The 17666-nt window shown below is 72.0% G+C and carries 6 protein-coding genes; 1 reads left to right on the top strand and 5 read right to left on the bottom strand.

Annotation, left to right across the window (positions count from 1 at the left end; all coding sequences use genetic code 11):
* Positions 1-28 precede the first annotated feature (28 nt).
* From SH922_RS33905 to SH922_RS33920, 4 genes are all read right to left on the bottom strand, one after another.
* Positions 29-2941, bottom strand: a complete 2913-nt coding sequence (locus SH922_RS33905; protein WP_393062380.1) for an AAA family ATPase — start codon at positions 2939-2941, stop codon at positions 29-31.
* Positions 2942-3035: 94 nt separating this feature from the next.
* The gene (locus SH922_RS33910; RefSeq protein ID WP_393062381.1) at positions 3036-3257 is read right to left on the bottom strand and encodes a hypothetical protein; all 222 of its coding nucleotides are present in this window, start codon (positions 3255-3257) and stop codon (positions 3036-3038) included.
* A gap of 110 nt (positions 3258-3367) precedes the next feature.
* The gene (locus tag SH922_RS33915; protein WP_393062382.1) at positions 3368-6466 is read right to left on the bottom strand and encodes a type 2 lanthipeptide synthetase LanM family protein; all 3099 of its coding nucleotides are present in this window, start codon (positions 6464-6466) and stop codon (positions 3368-3370) included.
* Positions 6467-6716: 250 nt separating this feature from the next.
* Positions 6717-7457, bottom strand: a complete 741-nt coding sequence (locus SH922_RS33920) for a Type 1 glutamine amidotransferase-like domain-containing protein (protein ID WP_393062383.1) — start codon at positions 7455-7457, stop codon at positions 6717-6719.
* 257 nt (positions 7458-7714) lie between these two features.
* Between SH922_RS33920 and SH922_RS33925 the strand changes: the two genes are divergently transcribed.
* Positions 7715-8710, top strand: coding sequence for a helix-turn-helix domain-containing protein (locus SH922_RS33925; RefSeq protein WP_393062384.1), 996 nt, complete (start codon positions 7715-7717; stop codon positions 8708-8710).
* A gap of 59 nt (positions 8711-8769) precedes the next feature.
* Here the strand turns inward: SH922_RS33925 and SH922_RS33930 are convergent, their stop codons facing one another.
* Positions 8770-17598, bottom strand: a complete 8829-nt coding sequence (locus SH922_RS33930) for an amino acid adenylation domain-containing protein (RefSeq protein ID WP_393062385.1) — start codon at positions 17596-17598, stop codon at positions 8770-8772.
* Between the last annotated feature and the right edge of the window lie 68 nt (positions 17599-17666).

A 17666-nucleotide genomic window follows, 5' to 3' on the forward strand; every position in this document is an offset into this window, starting at 1 on the left:
GAGTGACCGGGCCCCGGCCGCCCCCCCGTCATAACTCCGGCAGTTGGGTCGACTGCGCACACAGATCCGCGCGGTTCGCGGCACCCGTCTTGTTCATCAGGCTGGCGATGTGTTTCTCGACCGTGCGGGGCGAGATGAACAGCCGGTCGGCGATGTCCTTGTTGCTCAGCCGGTCGGCGAGGAGCCGGAACGCTTCGTACTCCCGCACCGTGACGCCGAGGGCCCGCAACTGTTCGGGGATGCCGTCCGTGCCGCTTCGGTGCTGGTGCACGGGGGCACCGAGCCGTCTCAGGGCGGCCCGGCAGGCATTCGTGACGGCAGGCACCCCCTGCTCGTGGAAGTGGTGCTCGGCCCGTCTGAGCCAGGCGACCGGCTCGCCCCAGCCGTCCTCGTGTGCCGCGTCGGCGATCAGCCGCAGACCCAGGTGCAGGGCGGTCGGGTACGCGGCGGCATCCCGCAGCGCCGCACCGATGCGCTCGGCCGCCTCTTCGCTCTTCCCTTCCCGGCCGAGCAGGACGGCATCGGCGAAGGTGACGAACTGGCGGTTCCACCGCATCCGTCCGACCGCCGTGGCGGCGACCGCCTCCTGTCGCGTTCGGTCCGCGTCGCCGGCCAGCACGTCCAGCAACAGCCCCACCCCGTGCGTGCCGCTGAGGTAATAGGTGCTGGGATTGTGCCGCTCCAGCTCCGACACCGCCCCCAGTTCCTCCCGTGCCAGGTCCCGGTCCTCCTCCAACAGGGCGCAGAACGCGCGTGCCATGCCCAACGTGAGTGGTTCCTCCTGCGAACCCGCCCCCTCCCATTCCGCGAACGAGTCGAGGGCGGCCTCCATCGCCCGTCGATCGCCCTGGTGCGCCTCCAGCGACGCCAATGACATCAGGAGGTACCGGACTGCGGGGGCGAGCTTGAGCCTGCGCACGATCGTGAGGCACTCGACGGCGGCTTCCCGCGTCGCCTCGCGCACGCCCCGCATCACCCCGTCCAGGACGAGAATGCCGTCCACGGTGTGCACGATGCTGATCGAGCCCAGCCGCAGCGCCTCCTCACGGGCGGACAACAGTCCGGAGGTGTCGCCTTCCGCCAGCCAGTCATTGCCGGCGATACGGGTCGCCGCATACATCCGCCGCAGTGGGAGCTGGTGCCGTTCGGCCGTCGACAGGGCCTTTTCGAGCATGGCCCGGGACTCGTCCGGGTCGCGCTCGCGGGCCACGGTCGCCAGCAGCTCCCATGCCTGGCAGGCGACCGCAGGCAGCGCGTAGCGCTCGGCGGCATCGGCCGCCGAGCGGGCGAGCTTCTCCGCTTGCTGGGTGCGGTCCGTGCCAGGTGTGTCCAGCGCGAGATAGGCAGCGGTGACGTCGACGGCTGCCGTCGCCGCACCATCCGGACTCGCTCCCAGCACCTCGCGGGCGCGGTCGATCTGCCGATTGCCGTCGCTCCAACGCCCAGCCGTGTGAGCCACTTTGGCCAACCGGGTGTGCAGGATCGCCAGACGTGACGCACCCAGACCGGCGCTGTCCAAGGCATGGAGATGCTCGACCAGGTCGAAGGCCCGGTCGAAGTCGCCGGATTCGGCCAGCGCGGGCAGGAGCGCCTCCAGCGCACCCGCCCGGTCCTGCGGGTCGCCGGACTCCGCCAGCAGCGTCTCGGCCCGGCTGAGCAGGGTTACCGCCGAACCGAGCGCGCCCGACGTCAGAGCCCGCCGCCCCGCCTCCGCGAACAGCTTGCCGGCCGCGGTGTCCTCGCCGGCCGAGGACCGCAGCCCGGCTGCGAGCGCGCACCACTCGCCGGGCAGCTGCGGGTGCAGCTTCTCCACCGCCTCCGCGCCCTGGCGTGCCAGGTCCGCCTGCTGAGTCGGCGTCAGCTGAGTGAACAGGGCTTCCACGGTGGGTGAATGACGAAAGGAATACCAGTCGGGAGCGGGCTCGTCCGGGACCACCAGGCGAGCCGCGACACCGGCCTGCAGATGGCTGAGCAGTGCCCGGTCGTCAATGCCCGTCATCCGCTGGAGCACGGTGAGCGGGAACCTTCTGCCCAGCACGGCCGCCGCCGACAGCAGCGTCAGGCCCTCCGCACCCAGCCGGTCGATACGGCGCAGGATTCCCCGGGCGAGAGCGGAGGAGACGTCGCCGCGCGGATCACCGACCGTCCGCCAGCCGTCCGGCCCCTGCACCAGGGTGCCCGCGCCGATCATCGACTGGAGTAACTCCTCGACCAGGTAGGGGCTGCCTGCGCCGCCCTCCCACAACCGCTCCAGCACCGCCGCGGGCACGTCCTGCGCAGTGGTGCCCAACTGACCCGCCACCAGTTCGCAGACCTGGGGGCGGGTCAGTGGCGACAGCTCCACGACCGAGGCCGTGCCACGCCGGCGGGCCGACTGCGCGAGGTCCAGGACGTCGCTGAAGTCCGTGCGGATGGTGGCGAGGAGCAGAACCGAGCTGTACTCCAGATTGTCCACGAGGTATTCCAGGACGCCCAGTGTCTCGGGGTCGGCGTCGTGCAGGTCCTCCAGCACCACGATCCGACCCCGACCGTGGTCGGTGGCCATGAGCAGACGCAGTACGGCCTCGCCTAGGATCACCATGGAACTGCTGTCGCCTGCACCGGTGTTCCAGTCCGGGATCAGTCGTCCCAGCACGGGTCTGTACGGCCCCAGGGGCAGCTCGTCCAGCGATTCACCGGTACGGAACAGAGACATCAGCGCCTCGGTCAGCGGTCGGAAGGGCACCGCCGGACCGGTGGTGCTGCTGCGTCCGCGCAGCACGCCCATCCCTAACTCGAGCGCGCTGCCCACGACCTCGGCTGCCAGCCGGGACTTGCCCACCCCGGCTTCGCCCACCAGGAAGACCACACCGCCGCGTCCATGCCGAGCGTGGGACAAGGCGCGTTCGAGTAGGCCCAGTTGGGCATCCCGGCCGATGAGAGAAGACGCTTGGGAAGGCATGACCTCCAAGCATAATCAGATTACCTGGAGCCGTGGTGCGGCGTCCGGCCCTCCATTCCGCTCGGCCTCCGGCCCGCCGAGCGGAGTGGAGCGTCTACTGGGGCGCGGACACCGAGGTGTCGATCGAACTCAGCGTGATGACTATTCCGCTGGTGAGAACCATGCCTGCCAGGACGCGGGCGCGGGTGCACGCACGATTGCGGCCCGAGAGGGTGATACCGCCTGCGGCGTCCTGCTCGGCGCCGGCAGGCGTGGGGGCACCGGCCTCGGCGGAGACGGAAGCGGCCTGGCTGGAGAGCTGGTTCTGCTGGTTCATGGGAGAACTCCTTCGTGGTGAAGTGCTCGGGTAGGCGAGGGGAGAGCGGAGACGGGGAGAGCGGGGGCAGGAGCGGGAAAAGAGCCGGGTCCGGCCGTGGCCTTTCGCCCTCAGCGGGCGGGCAGAGTGGCCGGACAGGAGTGCTCCAGCAGGAGCGCGGACGGGACACGGGTGGGGGAACACAGACGGAGGAGTCCGTAGCCGATGCCGGCGAGGCCCGTCAGCATGCCGGGAGAGGGCACTTGGTCGGGGGTGGCGCAGCGGTGCTGCTGGCCCTCGACGGTCGCGAGTACCCGGCCGCTGGTGCGGGTCAGGGCAGCGGACGCTTGGGTGTCGCCCCGGCCGGCCAGGACCGAAAGGGCTTCCAGGGCACCGAACACGCCGTGGCCCGCGCTCAGGTTGGGGCCGTCGCCGAGGGCGGAGAGCCGGGCGGCGAGGTCGTTTCGCCCCGGCAGGTGCGCGGCCGCAGCGGCGATCCCGGGCAGACCGGTGGTCCACGAGGGGCCGTGCGCGGCGGCTTCGGGCCCGGCGGTGGCCGAGCGCAGTAGACCGGCCGCTTCCTCCGGACGTCCCCTTCCGTCCGCCCGGTGGTCCGCGTGGCGCCACAGCGCCCAGCCGATGCCCGCGGCCCCGTCGGCGAACCCTGCGGAGCCACCGCCCTGCGAGGCCGCGGGGGCCAGGACGTCCGCCACCGCGTCGGCCAGTTCCAGGGCCTGACGGGCGCCCGTCGCTTCATGGGCGGCGACCGCCGCCGCCAGGGCCCCGGCGGCACCGTCCGCGAAGCCGGGATCCACGCAGGCGCCCACGGCGTGTTCCAGTGCGGTGAGCGCGTCGGGCAGCGAGTCCGCGAGTTCGGCGTCGAGGAGGGACGACAGCCGGATCAGCCCGTACAGGATGCCGCCGAGCCCGTCGTACGCTCCTGGTCCGACCGCGGCACACAGTTCGGGGTCGGCCGCGAGCATCTTCAGCAGGCCAGGCAACGGCAGCACCGCCTGGTGGGCGAGCGCGGTGTAGCGGTCGGCGCCCGCGAGCAGTCCGGCCTGGGCCAGGAAGAGTGCGACCCCGGTGTAGCCCTGGCCGAGCCCCGCACCCATCGGCAGGACCGACCAGTGCCCGCCCGGCAGGCATTCGAGGCCGAGCCAGTTGGCCCGGCCGGCCCGCACGGCGCGGGCGGCGATCTCGTCGGCGATTCCGCAGGCCGCGGCGAGTAGTCGTGACGGCTCCGGCGCCACCGCCGGCAAGGGCGTCGCCACCAGCTCGGAGCGTGGCCTGACCAGCGGGGAACCGGCCTCCCGGGCGGCCAGCGCGGCCGCGACGATCCATTCCTGGTTCCGGCAGTCGACCTCGTCCATCCGGGCGATCTTGGTGCGGACGGCGCTCAGGCTCGCCACCGGCAGCAGGTGAGGCAGCCACGTCCCACCGGCCGCACGCACTCCCGTGCCGGAGGGCCGGTGGACGAAGAGGGGGATGTCCCCGCGCCACAGGTCCTCGGTCTCGTGCTCCACCAGCTGCCCGCGTGCCGGGTCGCGAGACGACTCGGTCCACAGCACCGCGAACGCGGCGTCCCGGGCGAGCGCGTCGCCGAGCAGTGCCGGGTGCGTGGACTCCTCGAGCAGGGTCGAGTACAACCGTGTGGATCGAACGATCAGCCGCGCGGGACTGTCCGCATGCCGGGCCAACAGGGCTCCTGGCGCACTGAGCTCGTTACCGTGCGCCCGGATCGCGTCGTACGTGGTGCGGAAGCCGTCCAGCAGCGCGGCGCGGTGGTCGGCGCCGTGGAGGCGACGTCCGTGGGGCAGCGGCTGGTTCTGCGCGGCCGGACTGACCACCGGACCTCGTACGACGCGCATGGTGTCCAGTCCGCTGTCCTGCCAGCACAGGCCCTCGCTCGGGTACGTGCCTTCCTCGGCACGGCCCAGCGCGGAGATGTCCAGCGCGCCGTGCTCCCCGATCAGCAGGTGGGGCAGCAGGCACGTCCGGTGGACGGAAGCCTGAAGGGCGTCGGCGGCCGGGTCGGCCCCGGCCGTGGAGGCCTGCGGCAGCCCGGTGTGCAGCAGGGTCTCGGCGTCCACCAGCACCGGCTGGTCGCCGGCAGCGATGAGGTTCTCGTAGTGCATGTCGGCGCCGTCCACCGCGTACAGCAGGGCCAGCAGTGCGCCCTGGCGCCGGTAGAAGGCGTCCGCCTCGGCCACCGAGCCGCACCAGCGGTGCTCGATGTACTCCAGCCAGCCGTGTTCCTGCCGCCGCACGGTGCGCGGGGTGCGCAGCTCCAGGCCGTCGACCCGGCCGGTGAGCCAGTGGGCCAGGTCGTCAAGCAGGGCGTGCTGCCCCAGCGGACGGGGCTTGTACACCGCGCGTGCCCCGTCCGCGAACTCCAGCACCGCCACCGAGCGCCCGGCTCGGTGGGCGTCGCCACGGCCCAGTTCGATGCGTGTGAGCGGGCCGGGGTCGCGTCCGTCGAGAAGGACGGCCACCAGTTCCTGCCGGTCGGCGTGCAGCCGCAGGCCAAGTTCGGCGACCGCGTCGGCCGCGTCCATGGCCGTCCGGCCCAGCATCCGGGCCAGCACCGGATAGGCGGTGAACAGGGCCCGCAGGCCGTCCGCACTCCCGCTGGCGGCGAGGAAGGAGGCGAAGCGATCGCGGGGCGTGGCCCCGGGGAGCCGACCGGCGCGCCGGTCGCCGTCCAGTTCACGGACGAGTGTGCGGGCCGCCTGCCGGGCCATCCGGCCCAGCAGCCACTGCTCGAACGAGGCGCGCAGCATGGCCCGTTCTGCCGGGGGGAGCGGTGCCAGCTGCCGGTCGAGGGCGGCCGAGGCCGGACCCACCAGCGGTGCCACGACCGGTGCGAAGGCCTCGGGCCCGGTTGCGTCGCCGCCGGACTCCGGCCGTGCGGCGATGTGGGCACAGTCCAGGGCCTCTTCGATGTAACCCACCCAGCGTGGAGTGCCTGCGCGGTTCGCCAGGCGTTGCGGTGACTCGTCGGCGAGGGCCCCCAGGGCGAGTTCGTCGAGACCCAGGTGGGTCAGCCGAGCCGCGAAGCCCGCCGTGTCCCCGACGGCCCAAGGGGCGCGGCCGGACGGGGCGGTCGCGACGGTCGCCACGGGACGTCCTGGGGCGCCGACGCGCTCGCTGAGGGAGAGCGCGGGGGCCCACCAGGCGAGCGGCAGGTGCGCGCTTCTGGGAGTCGTGGGTGCGGCTGATTCGGTCACAGGAAGAACGTCGCAGATACGGCACGGCCCCCACATGGGGGAGCGTCCCCCATATTCTCCGAATGCCCCCGCCGGTGAGTGGGGGCCGAGGCGGCGAACTCGTGCGCATTCGGCCCGCGTTCCCGGCGCCGGAGGCCGACCTCGCAGGTCACGGCATACGTCGATATCTCCGTGCTGCCGCACGGCCCGCCGTGACACCTCGTTCCGGCGGCACGTCCCCGCCGGTGCGCGGCCGTCCGCGCGGAAGGAGTCAGTGCCGGGCCGGCGGCAGCAGGCGTGGCTCAAGGCGTTCCTCACGCACCCCGTCACCCTCGCACGTCACCACGTAGGCGCCCTTGCCCGCCGATTCCGTGACCGCCTCCACGAGACGGGTGCCGTGGTACACGAGCCCCACCCCGTCGTCGGTGCAGTGCGCCGTCGGCAGGGTGCCGTCAGCGACCATCCGGTGGATCAGCGGACGGCGGCCCAGGTCGGAGTCGTAGTGGACACCGTTGCCGTACGGCAGGAAGCCGAGCGCGTCCACCACCGGCCGCAGATCCGGCCCGTACGAGTCGGTCGCGCCGCCCGTGAACCAGCAGATGGATCCGGCGCTCACCCCGCTCAGCACCACCCCCGCCTGCCAGGCGCGCCGCAGCGCCCCGTCCAGCCCGTGCACCCGCCACACCGCCAGCAGATTCGCTACCGACCCGCCCATAACCCACACGACGTCGTGGTCGAGGAGCGTGCCCTCCACGTCCTCCACGTTCGGCATGGGGAACAGGTGCAGCGGCGTCAGGTCGAACCCCGCCACCCGTGCCGCCTCGTGCATGCGTGCGGTGACGTGCTCCGCGTCCCCCACCGCCGTGCCCAAGTACAGGATGCGCGGACGGCGCCCGTCCACCCCGGACAGGTCAACCGCGTGGTGGACCAGGGAGTTGAACAGCACCCGCGCACGGGGGTCGGCGCGATGCCCTCCGGAGGTGGCCAGGACGGTCGGCTGCGAGGCGGGCATGCGCGAGATGATAACCCGTGCCGGCAACGGGTCGTTGCCGCAACGCGACGGGGCCGCTCCGCCGCACGCCGCGGGAGCATCGGCCACAACTTGGGTGGTCGGCCCGCATCCGCCACCGCCCCCGCCTCCCGTCTACTGATGTCCGGCCGACGATCCCGGCAGCGGCACGGGACCGTGCAGCCCCGGCGTGTGGAACATCGTCGACTCAATCAGTGACCAACAGGTGCCGTACGGCCGAGACAACAGGAGTGAAGGACATGCGGACCTCTCTGGGTATCGACCCCCTCGCACGGAGCGTCTATCTCACGATGGTCGACCTACCCGGCGCCGGTGTCTCCGAGTTGGCGGAGCAGATGAAGGTGTCCGAGGACACGGTCCGGGAGCGGCTGGAGCGGTTGTCCTCCCTCCTGCTGGTGGTTCCCGGCGATACCTCCACCGGCTGGCGTCCCGTCGACCCGGAGGTGGGCCTGGCGGCGATGCTCGCCCGGCAGCAAGACGAACTCGCGCGCCATCGCCTCCAGGTTGAGGACAGCCGGCTCGAAGTGACCCGGTTGCTCTCCGAGCACTCCCGCGCCGGCCGTGACGGTATGCCGGGCGTCGAGTGGCTGGCCGGTGCGGACGCCGTGTGGCGGCGTGTCACGGAACTCGCCGAAGGGTGCGAGCAGGAGTGGCTGACTGTCGGCCCCACGGAGCGGGTCGCTGTTCCCGTTGCCGAGTCCGCCCGGTCCATCGACGAGATCCTGCGCAGGCGTGGAGCGGTTGCCCGCACCATCGTCCTGGAGAGCGTCCGCAACGATCCCGAGGCGATGAGCCGCGTGCGGGGGAGGACAGGCAGCGTCGGCTCGATCCGTACGTTGCCGTCGCTGCCCGCGTGGATGATCCTCTGCGACCGCACCCACGCCGTGGTTCCGGTCGCCGGTGCCCGGGCCGTCGTCGGCGCCATGGTGTGCGGCGTCGAGTCGGTCACCCAGGCGTTCGCCGCCCTGTTCACCCGCCTCTGGAAGGAGGCGTTGCCGCTGGCCGAGGCGCGCCCGCGCACCCGTGGCGGCCTCTCCCTCCAGGAGCAGCACGTCCTGAGACTCTGGGCGCAGGGTCTCACCGATGCCGCCGCCGCCCGCAGGATGGACGTGTCGCTGCGCACGGTTCGCCGGCTCTCCGAGAAGCTGACCGATCGTTTCGGTGCGCAGAGCCGCTTCCAGCTCGGCGCTCTGGCGATCGCCCAGGGTGGCATCCAGGTCGAGGACATGGTCTGACGCGTCCTGCACGCATCCGTGAGACCCCACGGTCGTCTTCGCGGCAGGGGCGTAAGCCCTCATCCGGCCGGCGCGAACTGTGCGCTGATCGCCGCCATCATCAGGTCCGCGATGTGCTGCGCCAGTTCCTCGGGGGTCGGGTGGTCGAACACGGTCCGTACCGGTATGTCGACCCGCAGAGCCTTCCGCAGCCTTGACGCGACCTGGGTGGCGAGCAGTGAGTGCCCGCCCAGCTGGAAGAAGTTGTCGTGGACGCCGACGCGTTCGATGCCCAGAAGCTCCGTCCAGACGGCCGTGATGTGACGCTCGACGGTGTTGCGCGGCGCCGTGTACGACGTTCCGAGATCCGGCCGCATGCCGTCCGGCGCCGGCAACGCCGCCCGGTCCACCTTGCCGTTCGCGGTCAGCGGCAGCTGCTCCAGCACCATGAACCCCGCCGGGATCATGTAGTCGGGCAGCTGGCGCCCCAGGTGCGCGTGCAGTTCCATGATGCTCGGGGCGTCCGGTCCGGCGGCCACCAGGTAGGCCACCAGCCGCTTGTCGCCCGGCACGTCCTCGTGAACGACCACGGCGACCTCACCGACACCGGGATGGGTGATCAAGTTGGCCTCGATCTCGCCCAGTTCGATGCGGTTGCCGCGGATCTTGACCTGGTGGTCGACCCTGCGCAGGAACTCCAGCTGTCCGTCCGGCTGCCACCGGACCAGGTCGCCGGTGCGGTACACCCGGCCGCCCACCTCCTCGGCCTCGAACGGGACGAAGCGCTCGTTCGTCAACTCGGGGCGCCCCAGGTAGCCGCGCGCCACCTGCACTCCACCGACGAGGAGTTCACCGGGAACGCCGACGGGCTGCGGAGTGCCGTGCTGGTTCACCACGACGCACCGGGTGTTGGCGACCGGCCGGCCGATCGGCGGGACCGTGTCACCGGGGACGCACACCGTGGAGGTGGCGACCACCGTGGTCTCCGTCGGACCGTAGTTGTTGACCACGCGGAACGGCAGCCGGGCGAGCGGCGGCATCCGCAGCCGGTCACCGCCGGTCAGTACGTAGTCGAGGGTGCTGTCCGTGCCCCAGTCGAGCGCCGACAACGACTCCAGCATCGGCGTGGACAGGAATGCGGCGTGGACCGCCTGCTCGCCCAGCCAGTCCCGCAGCAGATGCGGAGTGAGCCTGACCCTCTCGTCGGTGACGCAGCAGGTCGCACCCCGGGTCAGGCCGAGCCACAGCTCCCACGCCGCCGCGTCGAATCCGATCCCGGCGAGCAGCGCGATCCGCTGCCCCGGGTCGAGTCCGTACTCGCCCGCCGTCCAGTGGACCAGGTTCACCAGGCTGTGGTGCTCAACCTGGACCCCCTTGGGCCGGCCGGTCGAGCCGCTGGTGTAGATGAGATATGCCAGGTTGTGAGCGGCGGCGGCGGGCTCCGGATCGGTAACCGGCTCACCGTCCAGCGGACCCCCTTCGGCGTCGCACTCGTCGAGCAGCAGCAGCGGAACGCCGGACGGGATCCGGTCCGCCTGCCCGGTGTGGGTGAGGACGACCGGGGTCCTCGTGTCGCGCACCATGTACGCCAGCCGCTCGACGGGGTACTCCGGGTCCATCGGCACGTAAGCGGCCCCCGCCTTCAGTACCGCCAGCTCCGCCGTCACCAGGTCTGCCCCACGGCCCAGGCACACCGCCACCGGCATGTCCGGCCGCACCCCGTACCGGGTCCGCAGGTGGTGGGCGATCCGGTTGGCGCGGGCGTTCAGCTCGCCGTAGGTCAAGTCGCCCTGCGGTGAGTCGACGGCCACGGTGTCCGGCTGCTGGGCGGCCCGCTCCTCGAAGAGGCCGTGCAGGGTGGCCTTGTCCGGGTAGGCGGTGGCGGTGCCGTTCCATTCGACGAGCGTCTTCCGCCGCTCGGCCGGGGTGAGCATGCACAGCTCCGACAGCCGAGCCCCCGGCGCGCCGGCGACCGAGTCCAGCAACGTACGCAGGTGGCCGGCCAGCCGGTCGACGGTGTCACGCGCGAAGAGGTCGGTGCGGTACTCCAGGGTCCCGAGCAGGCTGCCGGCCGGGCCTTCGGACATGATCAGACTCAGGTCGAACTTGGCGTCCGGCAGTGTCACGGCGAACGGTTCCACCTCCAGACCCGGCAGGCTCCAGGTGTGACCGTCCGGCGTGTTCTGCAGCGCGAACAGGGTCTGGAACAGCGGGTTGCGCGACGGGTCGCGGTCGGGTGCCAGTTCCTCCACCAGGCGCTCGAAGGGAAGGTCCTGGTGGTCGTACGCGCCGAGTGCGGTGTCCTTCACCCGGTCGATGAGCTCGGTGAAGGTGGGGTCGCCGGACAGGTCGGTGCGCATCACGAGGGTGTTGACGAAGAAGCCGATCAGATCCTCGGTCTCGGCCCGGTTGCGGCCGGCGATCGGGCTGCCGACCGCGACGTCGTCCTGCATGCTGTACTTCGCCAGCAGCACCTGGAACACCGCCAGGAGCACCATGTAAAGGCTCGCGCCGTTCGTCGCCGCCGCCGCCCGCAGTCGCGCGGCGACCTCACCCGGCACCTCGAACGCCAACGTGGCGCCGCCCGCCGGCGGTCCCGCCGGGCGTCGGTGGTCGCTCGGCAGCTCCAGCGGTTCCAGCCCGGTGAGCCGGTCCCGCCAGTAGGCCAGTTGCCCCTCCATCACCTCACCGGCCATCCGCTCCCGTTGCCACACGGAGAAGTCCGCGTACTGCAGAGGCAGGGTGGGCAGACCGGTCGGCGCCACCCCCGACATCGCCGCCCGGTACCCCTCGCGCAGTTCGCGCGCCATGACTCCCTCCGACCATCCGTCGGCGGCGATGTGGTGCACGGTCAGCAGGATGAATGCCTCGTTGTCGGCGAGCCGCACCAGGTGGGCGCGCAGCAGCGGACTCGTCGCCAGATCGAACGGGCGACCCGCTTCAGTCTCCGCGAACCGCCGTGCCGCCGCACGCCGTTCGTCCGGATCGAGGACGTGGCGCAGGTCGTGGACGGATGCTCCCACCGGTGCCGGTGGGTCGATGACCTGCCCCGGCTCGCCGTTCTCGGGGACGAATCGGGTGCGCAGGATCTCGTGACGCGCCACCATCGCGGTGAGAGCGGTGTCCAGCGCGGTCGCATCCAGTGCGCCACGGACGTGCAGGGCGAACGGTACGACGTACTCGACGCGCCCTGGTTCCAACTGGTCCAGGAACCAAAGCCGTTGCTGGGCGGAACTCAGTGGCAGCGGACCGCCGGTCCGGTCAGCGGGCGTGATCCGCTCCGTGTCGTCCGAGCCGAGCTCCGCTACGACGGCTGCCAGCGCGGCGACCGTCGGTGCCGCGAACAGCGCCCGTACCGGCACGTCCACGCCGAGTGCGGTCCGCAACCGGGAGGTCACCTGCGTGGCCAGCAGCGAGTGACCTCCCAGTTCGAAGAAGTTGTCGTCGATGCCGGCGACGTCCGTACCCAGCACCTGCGACCAGGCCGCCGCCACCGCGCGCTCGGCCGGTGTGCGCGGCGCGACGCGGTCCTGGGGCGAACGGGGCCGGGGAGCGGGCAGCGCGCGCCGGTCCACCTTGCCGTTCGGGGTGAGCGGCAGCCGGTCCAGCAGGACGAAGGCGGACGGCACCATGTAGCCGGGCAGCTCGCGGTGCAGCCGGGCACGCAGTTCCTCGGTGGTCGGCGCCTGCCCGCCCGGCACGACGTACGCCACAAGGCGCTTCTCGGCCGGGATGTCCTCGCGCAGGACGACGGTCGCGGCCGTGACGTCGGGCCCGGCCAGCAGCACCGCCTCGATCTCGCCCGGTTCGATGCGGTGTCCGCGCAGCTTCACCTGGTCGTCGAGCCGTCCCAGGAACTCCAGTTGGCCGTCGGGCAGCCATCGCACCCGGTCCCCGGTGCGGTAGACCCGCCGCGGTGTGCCGTCGACGTTCACGGTGACGAACCGCTCCGCCGTCTGCTGCGGCAACCCCTGGTAGCCACGAGCCAGCCCGGCACCGCCGACCAGGAGTTCGCCCGGAACTCCGATCGGCACCGGCCGGTCGTACCTGTCGACGACGTGGACGACCGTGTTGCGAACCGGCCTGCCGATCGGCGGCACGGCCACCCCCGGCACCACCTCGGCCGATGTCGTGACCACTGTCGATTCGGTCGGCCCGTAGTTGTTGACGACACGGAACGGCAGCCGCAGCCCGGCCGGCAGGCGCAGCGCGTCACCGCCGGTCAGGACGTGGGCCAGCGAGGTCGGCTCCGACCAGTCCAGCGTGGCCAGCGCCTCCAGCATGGGTGTGGACAGAAACGTGCTGTGCACCCGCCGTCCGGCCAGCCAGCGCTGGAGCAGCTCGGGTGTGCGCCGCACTGTGTCGTCGGGTACGCACACGGTCGCACCCGCGGCCAGCGCGGGCCACACCTCCCACGCCGCCGCGTCGAAGCCGATGCCGGCGAGGTGCGCGATCCGGCGGCCCGGCGCCGCCCCGAAGCTCTCCACCGTCCAGTGGATCAGGTTGACGAGGCTCCGGTGCTCGATCTGCACCCCCTTGGGGCGGCCGGTGGAGCCGCTGGTGTAGATCAGGTAGGCCAGATCCTGCGGGGTGGCGGCGGGCTCCGGGTCGTGCGCAGGCAGCTCCTGGATCCGCGGCCAGTCCCGGTCGGTGAGGAAGCGATGGGGTGTGCGGGGCAGTTGGGCCGTGCGCGCCGAGTCGGTCACCACATAGGCCGCTCCGGAGTCCTCGATCATGAAGGCGAGCCGGTCGGCCGGAAGCTCCGGGTCCAGTGGCAGGTACGCGGCCCCCGACTTCAGCGCCGCGAGCAGCGCGGTGACCTGGTCGGGCCCACGCTCCAGACATACGGCCACCACCCGGTCCGGCCCGGCGCCGAGCGACCGCAGGTGCCGGGCCAGCCGATTGGCGCGCTCGTTCAGCTCCTGATACGTCAGCCCCCCGGTCTCCGACAGCACCGCGGTCGTACCGGGCAGTTGTGCGGCGCGCTCCTCGACGAGCCGGTGCGCCGTCGTGGCGGCGTCCGGGGAGAGGGAGGCCGCTCCGGACCACTCGGCCAGCACACGCCCGCGCTCGGCGCCTACCAGCAACTCCAGCTCCGACAGCCGCTGTCCTCCGTCCGGGACGACCGCTTCGAGGAGCGTGGTGTAGTGCCCGGCCAGCCGCGTCGCCGTCGCGTGATCGAACAGGTCCACCGCGAATACGAGGTTTCCGCCGAGCGAACCGTCGGGCCGTTCGGTCAGGAGGAGCGTCAGGTCGAACTTGGCCTCCTCCGCCCGCACCGCGAACGGCTCGACCTCGAGACCGGGCATACCCCACGCGTCACCGTCCGGCGTGTTCTGGAGCACGAACATGGTCTGGAACAGGGGGGTGCGCGACAGGTCCCTCTGCGGCGCCAGTTCCTCCACCAGGCGCTCGAAGGGAAGATCCTGGTGGTCGTACGCGCCGAGGGCGGTTTCCTTCACCCGGTCGAGAAGGTCACCGAAGCTCGGGTCGCCCGACAGGTCGGTGCGCATCACGAGCGTGTTGACGAAGAAGCCGATCAGGTCCTCGGTCTCGGCCCGGTTGCGGCCTGCGATCGGACTGCCGACCGCGACGTCCTCCTGCCCGCTGTACTCGGCCATGAGTAGCTGGAACACCGCGAGCAGGGACATGAACAGGCTGGCGCCGCGCCCCGCCGCCATCCGCCGGGCGGCATCGACCACCTCGGCGGGCACGGTGAAGGCGACCGCGTCACCGCGGCCCGACCGCTCAGCCGGGCGGCGACGGTCGGTCGGCAGTTCCAGCGGCTGGAGTCCGGCGAGTCGCTCGCCCCAGTACGCCGCCTGTCCGTCCAGCGCCGAGCCGTCCAGGGCCGTACGCTGCCAGGCCGCGAAGTCCCCGTACTGGAGCTCCAGCGGTACGAGAGCGGCTGCACGGCCCGTGACCGCCGCCCCGTACAGCTCCCGCAGCTCCCGTGCGAGGATGCCCTCCGACCAGCCGTCGGAGACGATGTGGTGCAGCGCGATGAGCAGGAGCCACTCCTCCTCGGCGACACGCACCGCCACCGCCCGCAAGAGCGGCCCCGACGCCAGGTCAAACGGCAGTTCCGCCGCCTCGCGAAGGATGTCGAGTGCGGCGTCGCCACCGAGGTGCCTCGCGTCGTGCACATCCAGGGCCGCTTCCCTCGGCGCGTCGACGATCTGGACCGGAACGCCTCCACCGTCCGCCACGAAACGGGTCCGCAGGATCTCGTGCCGGCCGACCAGCGCCGTCAGCGCGGCTCCGAACGCGTCCGGTGCGAAACGCCCCGTGACCCGCATGCCGGCCGGGATGACGTACTCCGCCCGCCCTGGCTGCAACTGGTCCAGGAACCAGAGGCGTTGCTGGGCGAACGACAGCGGCAGCGGGCCTGCGGCCGGGTCCTGGCGCGGCATCGCCGTCACCGTGCCGGGACCGAGCGCGTCGAGGGCGGCCGCCAGCAGCGCCGGTGTCGGCGCCTCGAACAGGGTGCGGTAGGACACGTCCACGCCCACGTCCCGGCGCAGCCGGGAAGCGACCCGGGCGGCCAGCAGCGAGTGCCCGCCCAGTTCGAAGAAGTCGTCGTCGATGCCCACCGGCTCCACGCCCAGCAGATCGGCCCAGATGCCGGCGACTGCCGCCTGTGTCGTTGTCCGGGGCGCCGTGTACGCGACGGCCAGATCCGGACGGCGGCTCTCCGGCGCCGGCAGCGCCTTCCGGTTCACCTTGCCGTTCGGCGTCAGGGGAAGCCGCTCCAGCGTCACGTACCGGGCGGGCACCATGTGCTCCGGCAGATCCCGCGACAGGGCGCTGCGCAGCTCGGGCGCGGCGGGGACGCCGTCGCCCGCCGGTACCAGGTACGCCACCAGGCGCTTGTCGCCCGGGACGTCCTCGCGGACCACGACGGTCGCCGCTGCCACGCCCGGCCGGGCGAGCAGGGCGTTCTCGATCTCGCCCAGTTCCACCCGGTGGCCGCGCAGCTTTACCTGGTCGTCGATCCGGCCGAGGTAGACGAGCCGGCCGTCCGGCAGCCACTTCACCAGGTCGCCGGTGCGGTAGACCCGGGCGTCCGGATCCGTGGAGAACGGGTGCGGCACGAACCGCTCCGCCGTCAGGTCGGGCCGTCCCAGATAACCCTTGGCCACGTTCACGCCGCCGATCAGCAACTCACCCGGCACGCCGACCGGCTGAACCTCCCCGTGTGCGCCGACCACGAACACCTCGGTGTTGTCGATCGCGCGACCCATCGGTACGTGGTCCGCCGCCGGATCCACCGAAACCGTACGGCTGACCACGTTGCCGACGGTCGCCTCGGTCGGTCCGTACTCGTTGACGACGGCCGTGTCGTCCGCGCCGCTCGCCAGCATGCGGTGCGTCAGCGCCGGTGTCAGGTCCTCGCCGCCCGCCACCACCGTCGCGATGGCGTGCCGCACACCGGCCCGCTCCAGCCGGGCGGCCAGTAGCTCCAGGTGGGAGGGTGTCGCCTTGAGGAAGCTGACCCGCGCACCGGTCGCCACGAGATCCACGGCCGCGTCGAACACGGTCTGTCCCGGTCCGGGGCTCGGTATCACCAGGCGCAGCCCCTGCACCAGCGGCAGGAACAGCGCGGTGACCGTCAGGTCGAAGGCCGCCGACGAGCACAGCAGCGAGCCGATCTCGGCACCGGGCGCGGGCGGGTAGATGCGGTCGCACCAGTGCAGGTAGTTGACGACACCCAGGTGCGCCACACGGACGCCCTTGGGGCGGCCCGTGGAGCCAGAGGTGTAGATGACGTAGGCCAGGTCGGAGGGGCTCCCCCCGACTGCCGGGTCCGAGCCGTCGCCGTCGGGCCAACTGAGGTCGGTGAGCAGCAGTTCGGGACCCGGTGCGAACAGGCCGGCGTGGGCGGACTGTGTGATCACTACGGGCGCCGCACTGTCGCCGACCATGTACCGCAGCCGCTCGGCCGGATACGACGGGTCCAACGGCACGTACGCGGCACCGGACTTGAGAACTCCGAGCAGGGCACACACCAGATCCGTGCCGTGGTCCAGGCAGACCGCGACCAGTGTGCCCGGTCCGACGCCCCGCTCCTGGAGATGGCGCGCGAGCCGGTTCGCCCGCTCGTCCATCGCGCGGTAGGTCAGCAGCTGGCCGTCGTGCTCCAGGGCGACCCCGTCCGGCTGCCGGGCGGCCCGCTCCTCGACCAGTCGGTGGACGGTCGACGTGTCCGGGAACGCGGACCGGGAGCCGTTCCACTCGGTGAGGATCCGCGTCCGCTCCGGCTCCGTCAGCATCTCCAGCGCGCTCAGCCGCGTCCCCGGTGCCTCGGCGGCGGACCGGGCGAGGACCCCGAAGTGGTCTGCCAGGCGCTCCGCTGTCGCCCGGTCGAAAAGGTCCGTGCGGTAACCCAGCGCGCCGCGCAGCGCGCCGCCGTCGGCGGCGAGCTCCAGAGTTACCTGGGCCGTGGGCGTGAGGATGGCCGTCGCCTCGCCCGCCGTGCGCCACGCAAACCACGGGGCACCGTCGAGCGCGCCGAGGGCTGCCTCAGCGAGCTCCGCGTACGGCAGCCCGCCGCGCGCTCCTACGGCCGTCGCGACGTGCTTCCACGCGTCCTCGAACAGCGGGTCGCCGTCCGGACCACGTACGGCCCGTACCTGTCCGTCATCGCCCCGCACCACCACCGGTACATCGCCCCGGCCGGTGTGCCGCGCGAGCAGGGCATGGAACACCGTCAGCAGGACCGTCGAAAGCTCCACGCCCCGTGCGTGCGCCAGAGCGGAGAGCGCCTTGCAGGTTGCCTCGGGCACGTCGAAGAGGACCTGGTCCTGGGGACCAGTCCCGTCGTCCGCCGGGCGCCGGTCCGCCGGCAGCTCCAGTGGCTCCAGGCCTGCCAGCGCGTGACGCCACTCTTCCACCTGGTGATCAGCCACCGTTCACTCCTCATCGTCAGCACGTTGTCAGTGGTACGAGCGGTACAAGCAGTCGGTGCGGCACAAGC

Origin of the sequence: Streptomyces sp. LN549, from assembly GCF_043203805.1 — a bacterium.
Classification (GTDB): domain Bacteria; phylum Actinomycetota; class Actinomycetes; order Streptomycetales; family Streptomycetaceae; genus Streptomyces.

Excerpts from the sequence above, each read along its gene's own strand:
- SH922_RS33910 (WP_393062381.1), bottom strand. The coding sequence starts at position 3,257 with ATGAACCAGCAGAACCAGCTCTCCAGCCAGGCCGCTTCCGTCTCCGCC.
- SH922_RS33905 (WP_393062380.1), bottom strand. The coding sequence starts at position 2,941 with ATGCCTTCCCAAGCGTCTTCTCTCATCGGCCGGGATGCCCAACTGGGC.
- SH922_RS33920 (WP_393062383.1), bottom strand. The coding sequence starts at position 7,457 with ATGCCCGCCTCGCAGCCGACCGTCCTGGCCACCTCCGGAGGGCATCGC.
- SH922_RS33925 (WP_393062384.1), top strand. The coding sequence starts at position 7,715 with ATGCGGACCTCTCTGGGTATCGACCCCCTCGCACGGAGCGTCTATCTC.